The organism is Hymenobacter sp. UV11 (assembly GCF_004684095.1).
In the GTDB taxonomy this organism is placed as follows: domain Bacteria; phylum Bacteroidota; class Bacteroidia; order Cytophagales; family Hymenobacteraceae; genus Hymenobacter.
Genome location: NZ_SRII01000008.1, coordinates 234,305 through 257,379, shown reverse-complemented (window position 1 = coordinate 257,379; position 23,075 = coordinate 234,305). Strand labels below are relative to the sequence as shown.

The 23,075-nt window shown below is 57.7% G+C and carries 22 protein-coding genes; 12 read left to right on the top strand and 10 right to left on the bottom strand.

Annotated elements, in window-relative coordinates; all coding sequences use genetic code 11:
- Window positions 1-3 precede the first annotated feature (3 nt).
- From E4631_RS17100 to E4631_RS17090, 3 genes are all read right to left on the bottom strand, one after another.
- Window positions 4-732 carry a porin family protein gene (locus E4631_RS17100; protein WP_166648066.1) on the bottom strand — a complete coding sequence of 243 codons (729 nt, stop codon included), beginning with the start codon at window positions 730-732 and terminating at the stop codon, window positions 4-6.
- Between the two features lie 47 nt (window positions 733-779).
- Complete coding sequence (gene ubiE / locus E4631_RS17095) at window positions 780-1,508, bottom strand: bifunctional demethylmenaquinone methyltransferase/2-methoxy-6-polyprenyl-1,4-benzoquinol methylase UbiE (RefSeq protein ID WP_133657343.1); 729 nt, start codon at window positions 1,506-1,508, stop codon at window positions 780-782.
- A gap of 138 nt (window positions 1,509-1,646) precedes the next feature.
- Window positions 1,647-3,881: an OmpA family protein gene (locus tag E4631_RS17090; RefSeq protein WP_166648067.1), complete on the bottom strand. Its 2,235-nt coding sequence runs from the start codon at window positions 3,879-3,881 to the stop codon at window positions 1,647-1,649.
- A 413-nt stretch (window positions 3,882-4,294) separates the two neighbouring features.
- On the opposite strand from E4631_RS17090, the gene yihA reads away from it, so the two are divergent.
- From yihA to E4631_RS17075, 3 genes are all read left to right on the top strand, one after another.
- Entirely contained in the window at window positions 4,295-4,912 is a 618-nt protein-coding gene (yihA, locus tag E4631_RS17085) for a ribosome biogenesis GTP-binding protein YihA/YsxC (RefSeq protein WP_133657344.1), read from the top strand.
- Between the two features lie 64 nt (window positions 4,913-4,976).
- Window positions 4,977-5,429 carry an energy transducer TonB gene (locus tag E4631_RS17080; RefSeq protein ID WP_240735009.1) on the top strand — a complete coding sequence of 151 codons (453 nt, stop codon included), beginning with the start codon at window positions 4,977-4,979 and terminating at the stop codon, window positions 5,427-5,429.
- Window positions 5,430-5,511: 82 nt separating this feature from the next.
- Window positions 5,512-6,015: a DUF5606 domain-containing protein gene (locus E4631_RS17075; protein WP_133657345.1), complete on the top strand. Its 504-nt coding sequence runs from the start codon at window positions 5,512-5,514 to the stop codon at window positions 6,013-6,015.
- Between the two features lie 106 nt (window positions 6,016-6,121).
- Here the strand turns inward: E4631_RS17075 and fbp are convergent, their stop codons facing one another.
- Entirely contained in the window at window positions 6,122-7,129 is a 1,008-nt protein-coding gene (gene fbp / locus E4631_RS17070; RefSeq protein WP_133657346.1) for a class 1 fructose-bisphosphatase, read from the bottom strand.
- Between the two features lie 91 nt (window positions 7,130-7,220).
- Here fbp and E4631_RS17065 point away from each other — a divergent pair, with 91 nt between their 5' ends.
- The 7 genes from E4631_RS17065 to E4631_RS17035 all read left to right on the top strand — a co-directional run bounded on the left by E4631_RS17065 (window position 7,221) and on the right by E4631_RS17035 (window position 14,966).
- On the top strand, window positions 7,221-8,516 hold the full coding sequence (locus E4631_RS17065) for an aspartate kinase (RefSeq protein WP_133657347.1): 1,296 nt from the start codon (window positions 7,221-7,223) through the stop codon (window positions 8,514-8,516).
- A gap of 147 nt (window positions 8,517-8,663) precedes the next feature.
- Window positions 8,664-9,245: a peroxiredoxin gene (locus E4631_RS17060; protein WP_133657348.1), complete on the top strand. Its 582-nt coding sequence runs from the start codon at window positions 8,664-8,666 to the stop codon at window positions 9,243-9,245.
- A 70-nt stretch (window positions 9,246-9,315) separates the two neighbouring features.
- Entirely contained in the window at window positions 9,316-10,590 is a 1,275-nt protein-coding gene (locus E4631_RS17055) for a 3-deoxy-D-manno-octulosonic acid transferase (RefSeq protein WP_133657349.1), read from the top strand.
- A gap of 33 nt (window positions 10,591-10,623) precedes the next feature.
- Entirely contained in the window at window positions 10,624-11,550 is a 927-nt protein-coding gene (gene rsgA / locus E4631_RS17050; protein ID WP_133657350.1) for a ribosome small subunit-dependent GTPase A, read from the top strand.
- 71 nt (window positions 11,551-11,621) lie between these two features.
- On the top strand, window positions 11,622-12,398 hold the full coding sequence (locus E4631_RS17045) for an SDR family oxidoreductase (protein ID WP_133657351.1): 777 nt from the start codon (window positions 11,622-11,624) through the stop codon (window positions 12,396-12,398).
- 111 nt (window positions 12,399-12,509) lie between these two features.
- Complete coding sequence (locus tag E4631_RS17040) at window positions 12,510-14,030, top strand: hypothetical protein (RefSeq protein WP_133657352.1); 1,521 nt, start codon at window positions 12,510-12,512, stop codon at window positions 14,028-14,030.
- A 45-nt stretch (window positions 14,031-14,075) separates the two neighbouring features.
- Window positions 14,076-14,966 (top strand): NAD(P)-dependent oxidoreductase, encoded by an 891-nt coding sequence (locus tag E4631_RS17035; RefSeq protein WP_133657353.1) that lies wholly within the window; start codon window positions 14,076-14,078, stop codon window positions 14,964-14,966.
- Between the two features lie 86 nt (window positions 14,967-15,052).
- Here the strand turns inward: E4631_RS17035 and E4631_RS17030 are convergent, their stop codons facing one another.
- Window positions 15,053-15,694 (bottom strand): fasciclin domain-containing protein, encoded by a 642-nt coding sequence (locus E4631_RS17030; protein ID WP_133657354.1) that lies wholly within the window; start codon window positions 15,692-15,694, stop codon window positions 15,053-15,055.
- A 167-nt stretch (window positions 15,695-15,861) separates the two neighbouring features.
- On the opposite strand from E4631_RS17030, the gene E4631_RS17025 reads away from it, so the two are divergent.
- Window positions 15,862-16,326, top strand: a complete 465-nt coding sequence (locus E4631_RS17025; protein WP_133657355.1) for a peptidylprolyl isomerase — start codon at window positions 15,862-15,864, stop codon at window positions 16,324-16,326.
- 59 nt (window positions 16,327-16,385) lie between these two features.
- On the opposite strand, the gene E4631_RS17020 is transcribed toward E4631_RS17025, so the two are convergent.
- The 3 genes from E4631_RS17020 to E4631_RS17010 form a co-directional block, all read right to left on the bottom strand.
- Window positions 16,386-17,003: a hypothetical protein gene (locus E4631_RS17020; RefSeq protein ID WP_133657356.1), complete on the bottom strand. Its 618-nt coding sequence runs from the start codon at window positions 17,001-17,003 to the stop codon at window positions 16,386-16,388.
- Window positions 16,987-18,075, bottom strand: coding sequence for an ATP/GTP-binding protein (locus tag E4631_RS17015; RefSeq protein ID WP_133657357.1), 1,089 nt, complete (start codon window positions 18,073-18,075; stop codon window positions 16,987-16,989). Before E4631_RS17015 ends, E4631_RS17020 begins: the two co-directional genes overlap by 17 nt.
- A gap of 73 nt (window positions 18,076-18,148) precedes the next feature.
- Window positions 18,149-19,666 (bottom strand): sigma 54-interacting transcriptional regulator, encoded by a 1,518-nt coding sequence (locus E4631_RS17010; RefSeq protein ID WP_133657358.1) that lies wholly within the window; start codon window positions 19,664-19,666, stop codon window positions 18,149-18,151.
- Window positions 19,667-19,866: 200 nt separating this feature from the next.
- Here E4631_RS17010 and E4631_RS17005 point away from each other — a divergent pair, with 200 nt between their 5' ends.
- Window positions 19,867-20,820: a c-type cytochrome gene (locus E4631_RS17005; RefSeq protein ID WP_133657359.1), complete on the top strand. Its 954-nt coding sequence runs from the start codon at window positions 19,867-19,869 to the stop codon at window positions 20,818-20,820.
- Between the two features lie 145 nt (window positions 20,821-20,965).
- Here the strand turns inward: E4631_RS17005 and E4631_RS17000 are convergent, their stop codons facing one another.
- Window positions 20,966-22,075 carry a VWA domain-containing protein gene (locus E4631_RS17000; RefSeq protein ID WP_133657360.1) on the bottom strand — a complete coding sequence of 370 codons (1,110 nt, stop codon included), beginning with the start codon at window positions 22,073-22,075 and terminating at the stop codon, window positions 20,966-20,968.
- 112 nt (window positions 22,076-22,187) lie between these two features.
- A partial coding sequence (locus E4631_RS16995; RefSeq protein WP_167797036.1) for a GNAT family N-acetyltransferase occupies window positions 22,188-23,075 on the bottom strand: 888 nt, incomplete at its 5' end.

Below are 23,075 nucleotides of genomic sequence, written 5' to 3'. Positions count from 1 at the left end.
CGCTTATTCAATATTTAAGTAAAGCGTTACCGTATTGGTACGCAGGCTTTGCAGACTGTTGCTGTAGCGGTTATCACGCGGGCTCAATACGTTGCGCAGGCCGTGCGAAAAGCGTATTTCCGGCCCAAATTTGAAATACGGATAGAACAAATCCAGCCCTACCCCATACTCCAGCATCAGGTCGTCGCGGATAACACTGATTTGATTGATGGCCGGCGTGTTCTGGCGCTGCGTCACGGCAAAGCTGGGCTTAATGCCGCCAATCATGTAGAAGCGGGTGTTGCGGCGGCGGTTCGACTGGTACTTCAGCAGCAGCGGCAACTCCAGTTGCGTTGTGCCCACTTCCTGGTTACGAATGGTATCGGCTTGGCCCGCGCCGGCGCTCGTAAACTCTACGCGGCGCGTCAGAAAGTTGAGGCCCGGCGCGAAGCGCAAGTGAAAGGGCGTGCCCGGGTTGCCTAAGCGGATATCGCCGATGAAACCTACCCCAAAGCCGGGGCTGATAATAGCATTGGCAGCGAGGCCCCTACCCTGCTGCGCCAGCTGCAAGTAGCTGGCCGACTGCTCAATAAAAAACCGCGAAAAGTTGGGCGCGATATAAATGCCCGGCCGAAAAAAGCGGTCGTTGTAGTTGGGTAGGTTATCAACCGTTATGCCTTTGATATGGCCTTTGCGCCCACGGTCAATGGCATCGCTCCGCTTGCGCTGCGCAAGGGCGGGGCCGGCAACCAACAGCAGGAGTAGTAACGGCAGTAGCTTCTGCCAGCGGCTGGCACGCCTTATTTGCGAGCTGTGTAGATGGAGCTGATACCGAACGTAAGGGGTTGCCATGCAGGATTAGTAAAGCCGACGCGGCGCAGAATAGCCACGAACTCGGCACCATCGGGAAACGCCTGCACCGACTCGGGCAGGTAGGTATAGGCACTCTGGTCTTTGGAAATCATTTTTCCAAAAACCGGTAACACCCGACTGAAGTAAAAATTGTAGGCTTGCTTGAGCGGAAACGCCGTGGGCTTGCTGAATTCCAAGATAACCAATTGCCCACCCGGCCGCATTACCCGGTACATCTCGGTTAGCCCCTTTTCCAGGTGCGCAAAGTTGCGCACACCGAAGGAGGCCGTTACGGCGTCAAAGTCATTATCGGCGAAAGGCAGGCTTTCAGAATCGGCCAGCTCCAGTCGAATGCGGTGGCTGAGCTTCTTATCGAGTAGCTTCTGGCGGCCCACTTCCAGCATGCCCGCCGAAATATCGACGCCGGTTACCTGCGCGTCGGGCGCGGCGGCCCGCAGAGTTTCGATGGCAAAGTCGGCCGTGCCGGTAGCAATGTCCAAGATGCGGGCCGGCCGCAGGGCTTTTAGCTCATCCACGGCTTTGCGGCGCCAATAAATATCGGTGCCCGCGCTCAGGAAGTGGTTGAGAAAGTCGTACTTGCCAGCGATGTTGTCAAACATGCGGGCCACCTGCGATTTCTTATCGGCGGCGTCTTCTTTGTAGGGTACTACGGCCATAGAGGAGTGCAAAGAACGGCATTGCGCCGCGAAAATTGCGCGTGATTTGGCTAACTGCGAGCAGTTGCTAGCTACTAGGACAAAAAAACGGCCGGACTGTTCGTCCGGCCGTTCTCTTTTTTCATAAAGTGCGAAACCCTACTCAGGCTTTATTTTCACTTTGGCTTTCTGGCCCGAGGCATCTTTTGCTTTCGAGTCAAGCTCACCTTCTTTCGACACAGTTTTCGACTTCGAGCCGTTCGGGCCCTTGGTTTTCACCTTGACCTTGTCGCTGTCCTCGTCCACCTTAGTTTTAACCTTCGTGCCGTCGGCCATGCGCACTTTGCTCTTGCCAGGCAGCGGCGGAGCCGGCTTCACTGGTACAGCAATAATGGTAGTGGTAGTAGTGGTAGCAGGCTGCATAACCGGCATTTTCTCGCCTTCCTTCAGCACTACCCGGAACTCGTCGCGGCGGTTAAGCTGCATGTTCTCCGGTGAATCGTTGGGAGCAGCGGGGCGACGCTCGCCGTAGCTTACCGTGGTGAGGCGGGCGCTAGCTACGCCTTGCTTCACGAGGTACTTTTTGGCAGCATCGGCGCGATTCTGGCCCAGCACCATGTTGTACTCGTCGGTGTTGCGCGAGTCACAGTTGCCCTCAATCGAGATGTTGATGCCGGTGTTAGCTTTCAGGATAGCAGCGGTGTTATTCAACGCCACAACCGACTCAGGACGAAGCTTGTACTTGTCCGTATCGAAGTAGATTTTCGCGAAACGACCATTACCGCTCGATGTCGTGTCGATGTAGTCAACGTAGAAGTTCTTAACAATCGACGTTGAGTCATTAGTGGAAATCGGAACCGCGAATTCCTGCGTTTCGATGTTCTTACCGTCTTTGTTAACAGCTACTTGATACGTACGGGCCGAAAGAACTTTCACGCCGTAAGTACCGTCTTCCTTGGTCACATCGCGGAAGCTGATGGCCGTTTTGTCAGCCTGTGTACCGTTGAACACCAACTCTACGCCTGGGATAGCCTGGGTGCTGTCACGCTTCGAGAATACCGTACCCTTCACGGTGATATTCTTGATGTAGCTGATGGTGTAGATGTCTTTCTCACCGTAGCCACCAATGCGGTACGAGCTCAGGTAAGCATACGTGCCATCGGGAGCCAGGCGGTAGTACGAGTCCGCATCCGGCGTGTTGATGGGGTAGCCCATATTCTCGGGGCGGCCCCACTTGTGGCCAATGCTGTCGTACTTCGACTGGAAGATGTCGTAGTCGCCCATCGTGTTATGACCGCGCGAACTGAAAAACAGCGTCTTGCCGTCACGGCTAATGTAGGGGCTATCCTCGTCGTATTTGGTGTTAATGGTGCTGCCCAGCGACTTGGCCGTTCCCCAATCGCCCCCGGCGGTGCGGGTGCTGTAATAGAGGTCCAGGTTGCCGTCTTCCGAGTACTTAGCCGTCGAGAAGTAAAGCGTCAGGCCGTCCGGCGTGATGTAGGCATCACCTTCATAGGCTTTCGAGTTGATGTTGCTGTTCAGCTTAGTGGGCGCGCCCCAGTCGCCGCCAGTCTGCTTCGAAGCCACGAATACGTCGCCGTCCTCGTCGCTACGGTACATGAGCAGCTTGGTATCGTTGTCAAACAACTGGTCCGAAGCGTCGTGGCCTTTGCTGTTGAGCGCGGCCGACAATGAGCGGGGCTTTTCCCAGTTATCGGAGTCGATGCGGTGCGTTTCGACGATACCCTCGTAATACTCACCGTCAGCGGCCGTCTTGTTACGGGCTTTGCTGTCGAGGCCGGGGATATCGGTAGGGTTAGCGCGGGTAGTGAAAATCAGCGTTCTGTCATCCGAAGAGATAACCGGGCTGTGCTCCGAGTACTGCGTGTTCACCGTCGGGCCCAGGTTCTTCACGAAGATATCCTTGGGCGAGTTGAACAGAATTTTAGCGTTTTTGCTGTGCTGAATCAGCTGCGCTACTTCTTCGCGGCGGGTGTCGTTACGCTTTTTCAGCGTTGCGTTGTAGGCTTGGTAGTGCGTGATAGCCTCGTCGAAGTTGTAGTTAAGGTGGTCTACGCGACCCAACCAGTATTCAACATCTTTCGATACTTTCGGCTTTACCTTTTGCGCCTTATAGATATAGTCGCTCGCTTTTTCCTTATCAAAGGACAAGTAAGCTACCCCAGCCCGAAACAGCGCGGTGGCGTTGTTGGGGTCTTTGGCCAGTACCCGCTCATAGTAAGGGATGGAAGCGCGGTAGTTTTCCTGGTTGAACAGCTTGTTGCCGGTTTGCAGGTCCTTACGCGTGCTCTGAGCGTGAGCCGAGGTAGCCACGGCTGTGGTCAGGGCTAGCGCATAGGAAGCTTGCAGCAGCCTTTTGGATAGGTTGTCCATTGAAAAAAGGGTGTTTGGAGAATTTAAAAAGAAGAGCGGAAAAGTAGTATTTGTACCGCAATAATATCAACTGGCCGTAGGGCTCTTACTTTAGCGACTTATACTAAAATTTGGCAACAGGGTTGGGCTTACTAAGCAGTGCATACTTAAAAAACACAATTGCCTGGGGCCTTAGCGCAGCAAATATACCTAATAAAGTAGTGGTGAGCCGTGCAGCACCGGGCACTAATACCGACGAAATATTGTATAAGGTGGTTTTGGGAATGCAAAGGGAGCTGGTAATAAACCTCACAAATATAGCAGCAGGTTCTAGAAGGCAAGTAGTTAGGCAAGTTGCTTTACCGTTATTGACCTCTCATACTTATAGCCTGCCGCATCTTTGTACCCGCATTGCCCCTTAGGTAACCCACAATATGCTAATTCGTGAAGCAAGTTTTTTGAGCAGCAATACCCAACTAGCGGCCTGCCCTACCCCCAACCGGCCCGAGTATGCCTTCATTGGGCGCTCCAACGTGGGCAAGTCGTCGCTGATAAATATGCTCACGAGCCGCGCGGGGCTAGCCAAAACGTCGAGCACCCCTGGTAAAACACAGGTTATCAATCATTTTAACATCAACGACGAGTGGTACTTGGTCGACTTGCCGGGCTATGGCTACGCCCGGGTAAGCAAAAGCTCGCGCGCCGAATGGGGCAAAATGATAAACGCCTACCTGGCCAAGCGCGAAAACCTGACGTGCGTGTGCGTGCTGCTTGATTCGCGCCACGCGCCGCAGGCGGCCGACCTGGAGTTTATGACCAAACTGGGCGAGGCGGGCGTGCCGTTTATCATGATTTTTACGAAGACTGACAAGCAATCAACCAGCCAGACCAAGGCACTGCTGACGACCTACCTGGCCAAGATGGGCGAAACCTGGGACGAGCTGCCGCGCTACTTCGTGACGTCGGCCGAAACGGGCCTGGGCCGCGAGGAAGTGTTAGATTTTATTGAGGAGATAAACCGGCAGGTGGCAGCCGATGCGGCGAGAGCCTAGTTACTTTTGGCCTCTCAATTGCCTATTGGCAGGGTCTACTCGTCTTTATATTTAGTACCTACCCATGAAAAAAATGTTGCTAACGCCGCTGGCCCTGTGCGGATTGCTAGCCACGGCCCAAGCCCAAACGCCCAAGCCCAACACCCCGCCCATGCCCAAAGACCACCCGCAAACGGAGCAGGGTGCCGGGCTCAACCACGTGGCAGCCGATATTCCGGTGGCGGCCTACTACGAGGGGGGGCAGGAGGCCATGTACGCATTCATTGCCAAGGAGCTGAAATACCCGCTGCTGGCTAAGCGCAACCGCATGCAGGGCCGCTGCATCATCAGCTTCACGCTAAACCCGGATGGCAACATTCAGGGCCTGCGCATTGTGAAGCAGGTAGGCGGCGGCACCGGCGACGAAGCAGCCCGCGTGGTGCGCCTGCTCAAGTTTAAGAAGCCCGAATACCCAATTTTGACCAGCCTACCCATCGATTTTAAGCTCGGGATGACCGGCGCGAACACGGTAGAATAATTATGAATTATGAGTTGATTTTCTCTTACTCGTAATTTTAACTCATAATTCATAACCCATAATTCATAATTACCCCAAAAGAATGCCCTACGATTTGAAAGAACTGGCGGCCATTAGCGGCCAGCCCGGCCTCTACCGCCTGGTGCGCCCGGCCCGCCACGGTGTATTGGTTGAAAGCCTGGATGCTAAAGCTACCCGCTCGCTAGCCCCGGCCAGCAACAAAGTATCGCTGCTGAGCGAAATCGGGATTTATACCCAGGACTCGGACGAGACGGTGTCGCTGACGGAGGTGTTTGAGCGCATTCACCAGAAGTATGGCGCGAGCTTGCCCGTGACGAGCAAGTCGTCGGAAGATGAGCTGACCAGCTTTTTGGGCGAGGTGCTGCCTGAGTATGACCGCCAACGCGTGTACCAGTCCGATATCAAGAAGCTCACGAGCTGGTACGGCATCGTGAGCCAGCACGTGCCCTACGCCGAGGCCACCGCAGATGAGCCAGCGGCGGACGAGCCCCTGAGCACCGGCGGCGTAATTGGCGAGGCCGACGAGGCCTCTACCCCCTCCGGCAACCCGGAAGTAACGAAGTAAGCGTTTTTGCTTGACGCAAAAAGGCCGTTCCTGGTGGCAGGAACGGCCTTTTTTGTAAGGTAAGCTTTAGCTTGCCGGGATTGTGCGGGCGGAGGCAAGCTAAAGCTTACCCTACATCTTCCTTGGCCAGGAAGGCTTCGGCTTGCTCGACCAGCTCTTTGCTGCCGATGAAGACGGGGCAGCGCTCGTGGCAGGTTTTGGGTTCGATTTCGAGGGTGCGCAGGCTGCCGTTTGTGCTTTTACCACCGGCCTGCTCTACAATGAAGGCCAGCGGGTTGCACTCATACATGAGACGCAGCTTGCCGCCGGGTGCTTTGGCGGTGGCGGGGTAGATGTAGATGCCGCCTTTGAGCAAGTTGCGGTGAAAGTCGGCCACCAGCGAGCCGATATAGCGGGCCGAGTATTGCTCGTCTTTGCAGTGCTTGATAAACGCGGCTACGCCGGGCGAGAATGACTCGGACGAGCCCTCGTTGATGGAGTAAACAACGCCGGTTTTGGGCGTCTGGATGTCGGGGTGCGAGAGGAAGAATTCGCCCAGGCTGGGCTCGTAGGTGAAGCCGTTGACGCCATTGCCGGTGGTATACACGAGCATAGTGCTGGAGCCATAGATGACGTAGCCGGCCGCCACCTGGTGGGTGCCGGGCTGCAGGCAATCGGCGCTGGTGCCCTCGCGGCCGGTGGGCGACACGCGCCGGTAGATGCTGAAAATGGTACCGATGCTGACGTTTACATCAATGTTCGACGAGCCATCGAGCGGGTCGATGGCCACCACATACTTGCCCTGGTTGTTGCCGGTTTGGATGATGTCCTCGTCCTCTTCGGAGATGATGGTGCACACCTCGCCACCGTTGCGCAGCGCCCGGATGAAGCGGATGTTGGCAATCACATCGAGCTTCTGCTGGTCTTCGCCTTGCACGTTGCGGTTGCCGTAGGCGCCGGCAATGTCGATGAGGCCCGAGCGGTTGATTTCGCGGTTCACGATTTTGGCGGCCAGCGCGATATCGCGCAGCAACTGGGAGAGCTCCCCGGTGGCGTAGGGAAAGTCTTCCTGCTTGCGCATGATGAAGCGGTCGAGGGTGGTACCGACAGGTAGGGCAAATTTATTCTGGTCCATGAAGAATAGCTGATGGCAAAAGGGCTTAGCGCAAAGCTACCATTGCCGGGGCGGTGGCCCAAACGCGCCCTACCCCCTAGTTTTGGGGCGTATGGAAAAAGAATTGACCGGCTTGCAAGTCTATAAATTTGGCGGCGCCTCGGTGAAGGACGCGGCGGCTATTTTGAACCTCTGCTGCATTGTGAAGGAATACGGGGGGGTAGGGCCGCTGCTCATCGTGGTTTCGGCGATGGGGAAGACGACCAACGCGCTGGAAGAGATTTATGACCTGGCGTATCACGGGCAGGACTACTCGGCGCAGTTGGCGGCGCTAGAAACATTCCATTATGCTACTACACAAGGCCTGCTGACAGATGCTGGGCCGTACTTAGCAGATGACTTAAGAAACGGGCTGTTAGATGCTTTTTATGACTTGAAAGAGCACTTGACGGCGGTTAATACAGCTGACTCTTATGACGAACAGTATGACCAAATTGTCAGCTATGGTGAACTCTTAGCTTCGGAAATAGTAGCCCATGTGCTCAACGACACACGCCTAACGAGTTGGGTAGACTGCCGTTCACTGATTCGAACGAATGATAACTGGCGAGAAGGCTATGTAGACTGGCCAACTACTAAAGCTGCTGTTCAGACAGGCATACAGAAAGGGTTTGTTTCTGGGAAGCTTATAGTTACCCAAGGCTTCGTAGGTGGCACAGCCGATGGACGCACGACCACCCTCGGCCGCGAGGGCTCCGACTACTCAGCGGCCATCTTCGCCTACTGTTTAAAAGCCGAAAGCGTAACCATCTGGAAGGACGTGCCGGGCCTGCTCAATGCCGACCCCAAGATTTTTCCTGACACGGTGCTGTACCCCGAAATCAGCTACCAGGAAACCATCGAGATGGCGTTTTACGGGGCCAGCGTCATTCACCCCAAGACGTTGAAGCCGCTGGCTGAGCGCGGCATTCCGCTGCGGGTACGCTCCTTTCTGGACCCGGCCGCGCCGGGCACGCTCATCCACGACTGCCAGCACGCGCCGCTGGTGCCAGCGTTTATCCGCAAGGCGGGGCAATGCTTGATTTCGTTTGAGAGCAAGGATTTCGCATTTATTTCGGAGGAAAACCTGGAGGTGATTTTTGGGGCACTGGCCCAGGCGCGGCTTAAAATCAATCTGATGCAAAACTCGGCCATCAGCTTTTCGGTGTGCGTCGATTACGTCGAAATGCGCGTGCAGCGGCTGCTGGAGTTGCTGCAAGGGCAGTTTCGGGTGCAGTATAATGCGGCGCTCACGCTGTTTACCATCAAGCATTATGATGAGGGTAGCATTGCGCGGCTCACGGCCGGGCACGAGCTGCTGCTGGAGCAGCGCACGCGCAGCACGTTTCAGTTTTTGGTGCGCGAATAACTGTAGAGCTCATTTTAGAGTACTAGCGTCAGCACCCATTTTTAGCGGCGCACCTACCTGTTCAACGTCGGTTCCCGCAGAGGGCGCAGAGGTTTACGCAGAGCGCTTGCGGCGCAATTTTTAATTTTTAACTCATACTTAACTAAAATGCCTGTTCTTGTTGGGAAGCGTGCCCCTGCTTTCAAGGCCCACGCCGTGATTGGCCAGCAGATAGAAGCCGAGTTTTCGCTTGACCGCTATTTGGGCAAGCGTTACGTGCTGTTTTTTTTCTACCCCGCCGATTTTTCGGGCCTGTGCCCCACCGAGCTGCTGGCGTTTCAGAAGCTGCTGCCCGAGTTTGAGCGCCGGGGCGTGGCCGTTATTGGGTGCAGCACCGACTCGCACCAGGTGCACCAGGCGTGGCTGCGCACGCCCATTGATGAAGGCGGCATCACGGGTGTGACCTACCCCCTGGTAGCTGATGCAACTAAGACTATTTCAGCTAATTACGATGTGCTGGCCGGTCACTTCGACTACAGCGAAACCGGCGAGATGGTATTTATTGGCACGCCGCAGGCCTACCGCGCCTTGTTTTTGATTGACCGCGACGGCATTGTGCGCCACCAGCTTGTGAACGACCGGCCGCTGGGCCGCCGCATTTCCGACGCCCTCCGCATCGTTGATGCCCTGCGCCACTTCGAAGAAAACGGCGAAACCTGCCCCGCCAATTGGGAGGCGGAGGAAGAATAGGCCTGGGCCGTACGCTTTACCGTAATTTTGGGGCCGCACTCGGGCATTTTGTTACCGGGTGCGGCCTTTCTTGCGCTTTCTGTATTCTCTAGGTCTTTCGCTTTATGCGCTGCTGCTGCGGCTGGTAGCGCCATTTGTGCCCAAGGCTGCCGCCTGGGTGGCGGGCCGCGAAGGGCTGCTACCCCGCATCGGGCAGGCGCTGGCCGCCGACGCCGCGCCGCGCTTGTGGGTGCACTGCGCCTCGCTGGGCGAGTTTGAGCAGGGTAGGCCGCTCATTGAAGGGCTGCGGCAGCAGTACCCCACGCACAAGATTGTGCTCACGTTTTTCTCGCCTTCGGGCTACGAGGTGCGTAAAGGCTGGCCGGGGGCCGATTACGTCTTCTACCTGCCGCTCGATTCGGCCGCTAATGCCCACGAGTTTGTGCGCCTGGTGCAGCCGCGGCTGGCTATTTTCGTGAAGTACGAGTTCTGGTACTACTACCTGCGTGAGTTGCGTGAGCAGGGCGTGCCGGCGGTGGTAGTGGCGGCTATTTTTCGGCCCAGCCAGATTTTCTTTCGGCCCTGGGGCGGTTTTTTTCGGAAGATATTGGGCCAGCTCAGCCACATTTTCACCCAGAACGAGGCCTCGGCCGAACTGCTGCGCGGCATTGGGCTGGCGCGGGTGACGGTGGCCGGCGACACGCGCTTCGACACCGTAGCGGCCACGGCGCTGGCCCCCGCCCGGCCCCTACCCCTCGCCGAAGCCTTCGTGGCCGACGGCGCGCCCACGCTGGTGGCCGGCAGCATCTGGCCCGAGGACCTGCCCGCGCTGGCCCCGCTGCTGCGCAAGCACGCCCGCGCCATGCGCTTTATCCTAGCGCCACACGAAGTGAGCGAGGCGCACTTGCAGGAGATTGAGGCGGCGCTGCCGGGCCTCACGGTGCGCTACTCGCGCGCTACCCCCCTCGCCGTGGCCGACGCCCGCCTACTGCTCATCGACAACGTGGGCATGCTGAGCCAGCTCTACCGGTTTGGACGTTTCGCGTACATCGGCGGGGCGTTTGGGGCGGGGCTGCACAACACGCTGGAGGCGGCGGCGTTTGGGCTGCCGGTATTTTTTGGGCCACGCTACGAGCGATTTCAGGAGGCCATTGAGCTGGTGGAGCTGGGCTGTGCGTTTTCGGTGGCCTCGGCCCGGCAGCTCGAATCGGCCTTCGACCGGCTTTATTACAATGAGGAGGCTCGCCTCAAGGTGCAGGATATGAGCCTGGAATACGTGCACACGCACGCCGGGGCAACGGCGAGAATTCTCTCGCAATTAAGAATGAAGAATGAGGCACGAAGAATTATTTCTTTCGACTCTTGATTCCTCATTCTTCATTCTTAATTCCAAATTAATATGAAGGGTGTTGTTGTTAAATCTACCGGTTCGTGGTACGTGGTGCGCGAAACGCCGGGCGGGCAGCTGCACCGCTGCCGGCTGCGCGGCAAGTTCAAGAACCAGGGCCTGAAGGTGAGCAACCCGCTGGCCGTGGGCGACGTGGTGGAGTTTGAAGTGCCCGAGCAATCGGAGGGCGCGGGCGTGATTCACACCATCACACCGCGGCGCAACTACATCATCCGGCGCTCGGTGCACAAGAGCGAGCACGCCCACATTGTGGCCGCCAACCTCGACCAGGCGCTGCTGGTAGTCACGCTGGTGTCGCCGGCCACGTCGTTCGGGTTTATCGACCGCTTTCTGGTCACGGCTGAGGCCTACCACCTGCCGGCTATGCTGATTTTCAACAAGTCCGATTTATACGACGAAGACACGCTCGACTACCAGCAGCAGATAGCCGGCATGTACGCCAGCCTGGGCTACCCCAGCGTGCTGTGCTCGGCTGAAACCGGCGCCCACGTGGCCGACGTGGCGGCGCTGCTGCCCAACAAAGTATCGCTGCTTTCGGGCCACTCGGGGGTAGGGAAGAGCACGCTCATCAACGAGTTGGTACCGGACTTGGACTTGAAAACGGCCGAAATCAGCGCCTTTTCGGACAAGGGTAAGCACACGACCACCTTCGCCGAGATGCTGGAAGTGGTGCCCGGCACCTACCTCATCGACACGCCCGGCATCAAGGAGCTGGGCCTCGTGGATGTGCCCGCCGCCGAGCTGGCGGGCTACTTTCCCGAGATGCGCGCCCTGCTGGGCCAGTGCCGCTACCACAACTGCCAGCACGTGCACGAGCCCGGCTGCGCCATCATTGAGGCCGTGGACCAGGGCCGCCTGGCCGTGCCCCGCTACGAGAGCTACCTCAGCATGCTGGCCGACGAGGACAACCGCCATTAATGCCTCTCGCGCCAGACAAACCCACCGCTGAGCGGTTATTCTTCCTTTACCCTGCATTTTGAAAGAAGAATATGACTGGTTTGACTGAACGCTGGCAGCTGACGGGCCGCCGCGCCCTCGTGACGGGCGCCACCAAAGGCATTGGCTGGGCCGTGGCCGACGAGCTGCTGGCGCTGGGCGCCGAGGTGCTGATAGTGGCCCGCAACGCCAATGAAGTAGCCGCCGCCGTGGCCGACTGGGCCGCTCGCGGCCTACCCGCCACCGGCCTCGCCGCCGACGTGAGCACCGAGGCCGGCCGCACCGCCATTCTGGCCGCCGTGCAGGCCCGCTGGCAGGGGCTTGATATTCTGGTGAACAACGTGGGCACCAATATTCGCAAGAAATTCGTCGATTATACCACGGCGGAATACGAGCGACTGTTTCAGGTTAATTTATTCAGTGTCATTGAGATGTGCCGAGCCGCCTACCCCCTGCTGCGGGCCGCAAGCCAGGCGTCGGTGGTCAATATCGGCTCGGTAGCAGGACGTTTCGACGTGGGCACCGGCGCCTATTACAGCCTGACTAAGGCCGCCGAGGAGCAGCTGGGCCGCAACCTGGCCGTGGAATGGGCCGCCGACGGCATCCGGGTCAATACGGTGGCGCCGTGGTTTATCCGCACGCCGCTCACGGCGGGGCTGCTGGCCCAGCCCGAATTTGTGGACAAGCTGCTGGCGCGCACGCCGCTAGGCCGCGTGGGCGAAGCCGAGGAAATAGCTGCCGCCGTGGCGTTTTTGTGCCTGCCGGGCGCCTCTTACATTACCGGGCAGTGCCTGCTGGTAGACGGTGGCTTGAGTGCCAAGGGCATGTAAAGTACTTTTTACGAGTATTTTATCGGTATTACTTAACTGGATTAGGAGGCCTCCTGGGTGCGTTGGTTTCCACTGGGCACGCGCAGTGCGTGGCCGTACGTTATTTGCAGTATGGTCCACAGCTTTCTTCCCGTGCCGTTTGCCGATGCCGCGCGCCAGCAGCTTTTTGCGGCTGTGCACGCCGCGCTGCTGGCCGAGCCCAGCGCCCCGACCACGGTGCTGCTCGGCAACCTGGGGGCCTTCACATCTATCAAGGCTGATGCGCTACTGGTGCGCCCCGGCGGGGCAGTGCTGGTGGTGCTCACGCCCCGCGGCGGGCGCCTGACCATGCCCGCCCTGGCCTACGGAGCCTGGCAGCTGGACGGCCTACCCCTCCCCGACCGCGCCGACGCCGATAACCCGTTTGAGCAGTACCGCCAGCAGCGGCCGGCGGCGCTGGCTTGGCTCAACAGCCAGCCGGGGCATGATTTTTTTGATTTGCAGGGCATTGCGCTATTCGCTGGGCCGCTCACTTTCGGCCCCGAAGTGGAGAGCCACTTGCACCAGCACTTGGCGGCCGATTTTCAGCTGGCAGGTGGCGCCACGAGCCTGCCGATACGCTTACGCGCCCAGGAAGCTACCCCTGCCGACGAACTACCAGAGGCAGCGCTGCTTGCCTGGGCCGACCAGCTGGCCGCCGATTTAAGCACTGACAGTGAGCCTAATGCTTACTTATCAGTCAATTATTTAGAGCAAAAGCTCCGGCAGCTGTGGCGCTGGTTGGGGGCCGAGGATATTCCCGACGACCCGCCCTATGGTGGTGAGCCCACCGACCCAGCAGACCAGCAGGAGCACGCCCGCCTTCAGCAGCTACGCCACGAGCTGCAAGCCGAGCTGAGCCAGCAGCGCCAGGAAGCGGCAGCCCGCGAAGCCACGCGCACCCAAGAGCTAGCCCAGCTGCGGCAGCAGCTGGCGCAAGTCGGGTTGTCGGCCACCGAGCGCCGCGCCGAGCAGCAGGCCACTGCCGCGCTGGAGGAAGACCTGCGCACGGCCCGCGCCGAGCTGGCGGCCCGCAACCAGGAGCTGGACACCCGTATTCAGCAACTTGGGCGGGTTATTATCCAGCTACAAGCCGCCGACAAGCCCATGCCAGTGCCCGTATCAGCCCCCGCCCCGCCGGCGCTTGCTACGGCCATCGAGCAGCGGCCTATCCCTAAGGGGCCGGCTTTTCGGGCGGCGAATTCTCCTACCCCCTCCTTTCGCCGCCTGCGCCAAGCCGAGCGCTGGGGCATTGCTTCGTTGGTTTTGGTAGGGGTAGGCATGGGTACCTGGGGCGCGGCGCGGCTGATGCTGCCCCACCAGGCGCGCCCTGCTAGCCCGGCGGCGCAACACCGGAACCGTGTTTTTCAGCCACAGGAAGCGCCGGAGCCCAACGTTGTTTATGTAGTTGACAGCACCCTGGCGGCCCCTGCGCAGCCTGATACTACGACGTCTTCCTCCGTTGGCGCGGAGCCGGCTGAAAACGGCCGGCCTGCCTTTACTCCAGCCAAGCAGTCTGCTGATAGCGCAACCACTCCTACCGCTCCTACCAGTGCCGCTCCAATACCAGCCAACGTGCCCGATTCCATCGCTACGCCCAGCCCTACCCCCTGACTTTTGCGTACACGCGGTTGTTTTGGTACGTTCACTTATCTTTTCATGGCTGATAAAATTGCCTTCTTAGGCTTGGGCAGCATGGGCGCGGCGATGGCCGCCAACCTGCTCAAGGCCGGCTTCCCCCTCACCGTTTATAACCGCACCGCCGAAAAGGCAGAGCCGCTGCGCCAGCAGGGCGCCACGGTGGCCCCTACCCCCGCCGCCGCGGTGCAAGACGCCGCCATCGTCTTCACGATGGTCACCGACGACCACGCGCTCGAAGAGCTGACCACCGGTCCCGATGGCATCCTGAGCACCCTACCGAAGGGCGCCATTCATGCCTCGTGCAGCACCGTGGCCCCCGATACCAACCGCCGCCTGGCCAAGGCGCACGCCGCCCACGGCTCGGTGCTGGTGGCCTCACCCGTATTTGGCAAGCCCGATGTGGCGGCGGCGGGCAATCTGTGGGTGGGCTCGTCGGGCCCAGCCGATGCCCGCGAGCGGCTGAAAGCGTCGCAGGCGGCCATCGGCCAGGGCACGCACGATTTTGGCGACGACCCCGGCGCGGCCAGCGTGGCCAAGCTCTGCGGTAACTTCCTGCTCGGCACCGTGATTGAAGGCATGGCCGAAGCCCTGACGCTGGCCGAGAAATGTGGCCTTGACCGCGTGGATTTCTACAACATGCTCACCAGCACGCTTTTCAACAACCCGGTGTACAAAGGCTACGGCAAGCTCATTGCCGAGCAGCACTACCAGCCGGTGGGCGCGCCGCCCGCCATCATCCGCAAGGATATGAACCTGGTGGTGCAGGAAGCTTACAAAAACGAAGTGCCTATGCCCTTCGCCAACGTCATCCGCGACCGCCTCACGGCCACCGTAGCGCTCGGCGAGCCCGACGTAGACTGGGCCAGCTTCGCCCAGCGCGTATCGGAAGACGCGGGCCTCAGCAAGTGAGTAGTTGAGTAAATGAGTAAGGGCTGCTGACAACCTATACGGTGTCAGCAGCCCTTACTCATTTACTCAACTACTCACTTACCGTTTTACTTGGCCAGCGGCAGCACTACGGTATCGATAACGTGGGTTACACCGTTGCTCGAAATAACGTCGGCAATTTGCACGGTGGCGGGGGCGTCTTTGCCGTTGCCAATCATCACTTTGCCATCTTTAATCATTACGTGCAGCTTCTCGCCGTTCACGGTGGTTAGCTCCTGACCATCTTTGAGGTCGGCGGCCAGCAGGCGGCCGGCGATTACGTGGTAGGTCAGCACGCCTTTCAGCTTGGCAGCTTCGGCGGGCGCGGTGAGGGTAGCCACGGCCGCTTTGGGCAGCTTGTCAAACGCGGCGTTGGTGGGGGCAAAAACCGTGAACGGGCCCGCGCCTTCGAGGGTCGGCACCAAGCCAGCCTGCTTCACCAGCGATACGAGCGTGCTCACGCTTTTGGCGGCCATCGCGTTCTGCACGATGTTTTTGTCGGCCGTCATGGCCACGCCGTCTACCATTACGCCGCCGGGCTTAGCCATGCGAGCCGAGTCGCCGGCCATAGCAGCCACCGAATCAGCCGGGTTAGCAGTGCTGGTTTCGGTGGTGGCGGTGGTAGTTTCGGCCGTTTTGTCGCTGCCGCAGCTGGTGAGGCCAAGGCTAAGTACGAAGGCGGTGGCGAGGGGGAAAAGAAGCTTCTTCATGGAGAAAAGATAAAAAGGGGGGGGTAGGAAAAACCTGGCCCAAGCATACGTAGTAGCTGAACCGTTCGGTTGTGCAAACCCCACCTGCCGCCGCTTGTTTTACCTTCGTAGTGCCTAAGCCAAAAAAGCTGGGCTGTTTCCCCACCCTTTACGCAGGTTATTTTCTGATGAAAACCGCTGAAATCCACACCCCCAAAGGGGTAATGAAAGTTGAGTTCTACGAGCAGGACGCTCCCAACACCGTTAAAAACTTTACCGACCTGGCCAGCAAAGGCTTCTACGACGGCACTAAGTTTCACCGCGTTATCCCGAATTTCATGATTCAGGGCGGCGACCCCAACACCAAGCCCGGCGCCAAAGGCCAGCCCGGCACCGGCGGCCCCGGCTACAAAATCAAGTGCGAAACCAGCGGTGGCAACCAGCACCACGAGCGCGGCGTGCTGAGCATGGCCCACGCCGGCAAAGACACCGGCGGCTCGCAGTTCTTCATCGTGCACGACCGCCAGAATACTGCTCACCTCGACCGCGTGCACACCGTATTCGGCAAAGTAGTCGAAGGCCTCGACGTAATTGACCAGATTCGCGGCAATGATGAAATCACCAAGATTGTGGTGAGCGACGACGCGGCGTAGCCCTACCCCCCGTATAAAAGTTGAAGCCGTCTCAGCGTAGCTGGGGCGGCTTTTTTGGTTTATGGCAATTCCGTCACGGTCCAACCGCAGCGGGCGGGCAGGTTGCCCACATCAGCTAAATGACTTTTGATGCCCAGTGGCTTTAGGTCGTTCTGCATTTTTGCTAGAATACCCAGCCGCTGCTTGCGACGCGTATCTTCTTTCTGGCGAGTATCGCGTTCGTTTGGCGACTGGCTAATGGGTGTTTGGGCTAGAAAAAGCACCACTCGTAGCCGCTCGGGTGGGCGCAGGATAGCAGCCCGTAGGTCGGGCAGCAGCAAATCGTCTTTGTGGCGAGCTCCCAAGCAAAGCGCGCCCCAAGTATGGAGCGTTTTCAGCAATACTTCCGCGGGCATTTCCCCGGTACTCACTTTCATACGCAGCCCCGGCTCATCCTCCCGAAAATCCTTTATTTCCAGCAAAGTCAGGTCATCCATTGTGGGGCGAATACCCGCCACAATATCCACGCCTTTGAGCCCTTCGCCCGGCTTACCTACTTCACCCTTCCACTTGATGGTTTCAATGCGCTCTCGGTAAAAGCCGGGTTGGGTCGGGTCTATTTCATCGTATTTAAAGGCGTGCCAGCCATCAACATCAGGGAAGTTAAACAGGTGCTTTCCCTCAATTATCACCGGCATAATCCTGGTCTAAAGCGGCTTCAAAATCAAACGTCTGCGTCAATTCTGCATCCAGGGCAACCAGATGCCGCAATTGCATCAAATCATCCTGTTGCTCCACCCGAACATCGCCTTCCTCGCTGGTATACAGTCCAAAATAACGCACCGGCTTCTTCTTTTGCTGCGCCAGAATATGTAATTCGCGCATCAAGAACAAGCTGTGCGTAGCCAGAATAATTTGAAAGCCAGCCTGCGCCAAATCAGTCAGTACGGCGGCTAGTTCCTTAAGTAGCGCCGGATTCAGGTTGGCTTCCGGCTCATCCCAAAAAAGGGTGGTTTCCGGCGTAAGGGTACCGTTAGCGAGCAGTTTGTAAAGGGTGGCAAATTTGCGCATTCCTTCGGCTACGAGGTTCATTTCCAAACCTTGCTGGCCAGAGTTATTAAGGAAGAATCTCCCTCCTGCTTCATCTACTTTGCCACCAATGAGTTGTGATAATTTTTCCGTAATATGAAAGGGCTTAGGTTGTCTTAGGGGTGGACCAGATAACAATGTTAATAAGTCGGGATATGTTTCATCAATGGGTATTTCGCGACGTTCATACAGAGAGGATAACCATCCCATCGTTAGCACTTCCTTAGCGGGAATAAAAACAGGAGGTATGAAGTCAATGTCATTTTCCCATTCTTGTGGCAAAATAAACAATGGACCGTTGCTTACACTGTGAGTAAATTTCATGGAACTATTGACCCGTCCACCAGGGTAAACTACTACCATTTCGATTACAGATTCGGACACCTTTGCATCACGTCGAATTAATTCACTAACCTTGAAAGGATACGGCTGAAATACATTTCTCAGCTTATCAAACATAAATTCAGAATTCCTCTGCTCAGCTATAATTTGTTGACCAGTTTCATCATTCTTTTTCTGTTGTATGGCCTGAAATATTTCATAAACTATCACGTAACCCAATTTTAGTATATTACTTTTTCCTGCACCATTCTTACCGACAATCACATTCAGCCTTTCACCAAACTCAAATTCGGCATCGGCGAAGACAGTAAAATTGCGGAGGTGCAGGCGTTTTAACATAGGGCGAATCTACGTAAAAAGCCCCGCGTATCGGCCGATACGCGGGGCTTCGTGCTAGGTGAGGGGGGTAGGGCTAGCGGCGCTTGCGCGGCTTTTCCTCCTCGTCGTCGTCGTCGTCGCCGAAGCTGGGCATGGTGAACATCGACGCCAATAAGTCTTTGAACTGGGCACCGCCCGTGAGCTTGTTGCGCGAGATGAGCGAGTGCTCGGCCAGGCCGTGCAGCAGGAATTCCATGAGGAAATACGTCGTTTCGGCGTCCTCCTTGGGGTGCAACTCAATCACGATGTCGCGCAGGCCGGGTACTTTGTCGAGGGCGGCGCGGTAGTCGGCGGTGCTGGCGTCGCTGAGGATATCGAGCGTATTGCCGTTGCCAAACCACTCCTGCACCGTTTTGTAGGGCGAGGGGCGGTTCTTGAGCTTCTTCGACTTATCGGGGTCGGGGAAATAGTTCAGGAATAAGGTCCGAACGGCCTTACCCATGAGCTTTTCGGCCACGATACCCGCGCCTTCCTGCTCACCTTCATACACCAATTCTACCTTACCCGTGATGGCGGGCACGGCCGAGATAAAGTCGGCCACGCGCACGTAGGTTTTGTTTTCGCCGTTGATGAGGGCGCGGCGCTCGGCGCCGGCAATCACCTGCTCGTAGGCCGAGATGGTGAGGCGGGCCGACACGCCCGACTTAGCATCGACGAATTCCGAGCCACGGGCCTCTATAGCCACCTGCTCCACAAGGTCGTGGGTGATTTCGTTGGTCGTTACCATGCCTTTCTGCTCCTCTTTAATGCGGGCTTCCTGCTTGGTGATACGCTTGCCGATTTCAATCGTTTTGGGATAGTGCGTGATAATCTGCGCATCAATCCGGTCCTTGAGCGGCGTTACGATGCTGCCGCGGTTGGTATAGTCCTCGGGGTTGGCCGTGAACACGAACTGAATATCGAGGGGTAGGCGCACCTTAAAACCCCGAATCTGGATGTCGCCTTCCTGCAAGATATTAAAGAGCGACACCTGGATGCGGGCCTGCAAGTCGGGCAATTCGTTAATCACAAAAATACCCCGATGGGCCCTGGGAATCAGGCCGAAGTGAATCACGCGCTCATCTGAATAAGGCAGCTTGAGCGTGGCGGCCTTAATGGGGTCGGCGTCGCCGATGAGGTCGGCTACCGTCACATCGGGCGTGGCCAGCTTCTCGGTGTAGCGGTCGTCGCGATACAACCAGTCGATAGGCGTATCGTCGCCCTTCTCGGCAATGAGGTTCTTGGCGTAAATCGACAGCGGCTGCAACGGGTCATCGTTCAGCTCCGAGCCCTTCACCACCGGCACGTAGGCGTCGAGCAGGTTGATGAGCAGGCGCGCAATGCGCGTTTTAGCCTGGCCGCGCAGGCCCAGCAGGTTGATGTGGTGCCCGGCCAGGATGGCGCGCTGCAACTCCGGTATCACGGTTTCTTCGTAGCCGAAAATGCCGGGAAACACGTCTTCCTTGTTTTTAAGTTTAGAAATGAGGTTCTCCCGCAGCTCTTCTTTGACGGTGCGGGGCTGGTAACCGCTGGCGCGCAATTGGCCCAGGGTGCGGATAGTTTCGTGCTTCATTAGGCCTTAAACCCACTGAGGGGCCTTGAGGTTCAGCCCGCCGGGCGAGAGATTTTAGCAATCTGCTGCGCGCTGCGTCAACCCGCCGGGCAGGGGTAGGAAATGAGGGGCAGAGCCACTGTTATTTCTTATACCAGCCCCTTTTTTATTTTCCAAAATTTACTGTAATTACAGGATAACTCGCTCTTTCTCTTACAGCTATGAAAACAACCCTAAAGTTTCTGGGCGGCTTGCTCGGCTTGGTGGTAGTCGTGGCGCTGGCGCTGGCACTCTACGTGCAACTGCGCGGCATTCCGCATTATCCGGTACCGCAGGTGCCAGTGGTGGCGGCCGTGGCCGGCACGCCCGCTCAGCTAGAGCTGGGCGAAAAGCTGGTGCAGGCCAGCTGCGCCGACTGCCACCTCAACAGGCAAACCAACGCCCTCACGGGCCACCAGCTACTCGATACGCCCCCGGAGTTTGGCACCATTTACGCCGCCAACATCACCCAGGACCCTACCCATGGCATTGGCGCCTGGACCGACCAAGAGCTGGTGGGCCTGCTGCGCACCGGCATCGGGCGCGATGGTCGCTACCGCCTCATCATGCCGCACTTCGTGTATATGTCGGATGAAGACGTGCACGCCGTGCTGGCCTTTCTGCACTCGGGCCACCCGTGGGTGAAAGCCAACCCTACCCCCACCCCCGCGCAGCAAAGCTCCTTCTTACTAAAAGCACTCACGAATAGTGTGATGAAGCCCACGCCGGTGGTATCTGGGCCGCAGATAGCGCCTGCGCCTGCCAATGCCGTGGCCTACGGCCGCTACCTCGTGGTGGGCCGCTACGTGTGCTACGACTGCCACTCCAAGGCCTTCAAAACCAATAATGCCCTGCATCCCGAGCAATCGGTGGGCTACCTGGGCGGCGGCAACATGCTCCTAGACCAGCAGGGCCAGCCCATCGGCTCGCGCAATATCACCGGCGACGCCGATGCCGGTATCGGCGACTGGACGGCCGCGCAACTGGCGGCGGCGCTCAGGTTTGGGCAGTCGCCGCACGGCCCGCTGCGCGCGCCCATGCCGAAGCATTCGACCATGACGGATGAGGAAACCCAGGCCATTTACGCCTATTTGCAAGCGGTGCCCAAGCTAAAAAACGTGGTAGCAACGCGCTAGCTCAAGTACTTACCATAAGCCAACGATGACCCGGCAAAGAGGGGGTAGGGAACTCCGAAAGCCAGGAAGCAAAGCATAAAAAAGCCGCCGAAGCTTTCCTGCTTCGGCGGCTTTTTTATGCCAATAAATCGACTTGCCAACTAGTTTACAGCGACTTGCGGCGGTTCTTCTTGTAGTCTTCAAACACCAGCTGGCCCAGTCCTTTCAGGCCCGAATAGTAGGCCTTGCCCTGGTTCACCTCCGTAAACTCCTCCACGAATTTCTGCAAATACGGGTCGGAGGTAATCATGAAGGTGGTAATCGGAATCTTGATGCGGCGGGCGGCGGCGGCCAGGTTCAACGTTTTGTTCACCACCTTGCGGTCGAGGCCAAACGAGTTTTTGTAGTAGCCATTGCCTTCCTTGAGGCAGGTAGGCTTGCCGTCGGTAATCATAAAAATCTGCTTGTTCGGCGTTTTGCGCTTGCGCAGCAGGTCCATCGCCAGCTCCAGGCCGGCCACGGTGTTGGTGTGGTAAGGGCCGACTTGCAGGTAGGGCAAATCCTTGACCTCAATCTGCCAGGCGTCATTGCCAAACACAATCACATCGAGCGAATCTTTGGGGTACTTCTGCTTCACGAGCTCGGCCAAGGCCATCGCTACCTTTTTGGCGGGCGTGATGCGGTCTTCGCCATAGAGTATCATCGAGTGCGAAATGTCAATCATCAGCACCGTGCTGGTCTGCGACTTATGCTCGTTCTCGCGCACTTCGAGGTCGCCTTCCGTCAGCATGAAGTTATCGTCGTCCATGCCGTGGTTGAGCTGGGCATTGCGGATAGATTCGGTCATCTGAATCTGCTCCAGCGAGTCGCCGAAGCGAAACTCGCGCAGGTCGGTGCTTTGCTCGTCGCCCTGCCCGGTGTGGGGCGTGCGGTGGTTGCCGCTGTTGCCACGCTTAAGCTTGCCAAACACCTCTTCGAGCGCCGACTTGCGGATTTTCTGCTCAGTCTTGGGCGTGATTTTCAACTCGCCCCGCTCCTGCTCATTCTCATCGATGTAGCCTTTTTTCTTCAGGTCTTCGATGAAGTTGCCCATGCCGTAGTCGTTGTCGGTGAGGCCATACTGCTTGTCCAGCTCATTGAGCCACTGCAAAGCCTCACCCACGTCGCCGCTGGTAATGGTAATGAGCTGCATAAACAGCTTAAACAGCTGCTCAAAGCCCTTATCGCCCGCATTTTCATCGGGCACAAAATCACGAAAGCGAACGCCAATAGCCATAATTTTCCAAGTAATAAGTGAGATGCCCGGTGAATTTTGCCGTGGTGGCGGGCACCCGATAAGCTACTGCGGCCAACAACGCCCGCGCCGGTAATGTTTCCCTATCCCTCCCTCAAGCGCCATTAGCGGCCGGGCGCGGGCGCAGCCGGCGGTATAGCGCCACGCGCGCCGCCTTGAGCTGGCGTACCGGCCAGGGCAGGCGGTCGGCGGTGATAGTTAGAAACGGGGCTTTCTTCGACCCGAAGCTACTGTAAAACTCGATGAGACCCGGCACATCATGGACTTCAAAATCAAAACACATATCATGTGTCGCGTATTTCCGAAATGTTTCGTCGAGCAACACCGAAATAGCGCCAGCTGCTTTTCCGGCAGCCGAGGCCCCACTAAATAAGTAAATGATTTTTCTATTGAACTTAAATAGTAGAATCATTGCAATAACATAGTCGGCGCTGCTTCGCGCCTGCCAGAGCTCCGCCATGCCAGCTTTCTCAGCTTGAGCGTAGAGGTCCCGGAGCATCCGGTATTCATAGTCCTCCCCAATAAGGCCATAGATTTTCGGCGCCGTGTTTTCAGCAAAAAGCCGCACCAACTGGTCAATATCGTTACTTGGTTCAATACGCAGCCCCCGGCGACGCGCCTGATTGAGGCGCCAGCGTCGGTTGGGCTTATAGCCGGCCAGCAACTGTGAATAAGCAGGTTGCATAGGTAGATGATACGTAGTGAAGGCTACCCCAGTCAGTCCTGGCTGGCCTACTCCCAGCAGCTCGGTATTGCCTGTGTTGAATGCATACTGCGTAATAACCCAAAAATGTTGATGTAGCAACTCACCTATCTTGGCCCAATCGGCGCTAGTGGGCGGAGTGCTTGGGGCATAAAACAACCCTAACTGCTGCGCAAACGGCGGTTGCTGTAAGTAGCGCAGGCCAAACTTGCGCCGCACCGGCAGCGGTAACCCAGCCACGTAGCGCCCACCCTCCTCTTTAACGAGTGCCTCCCAGCC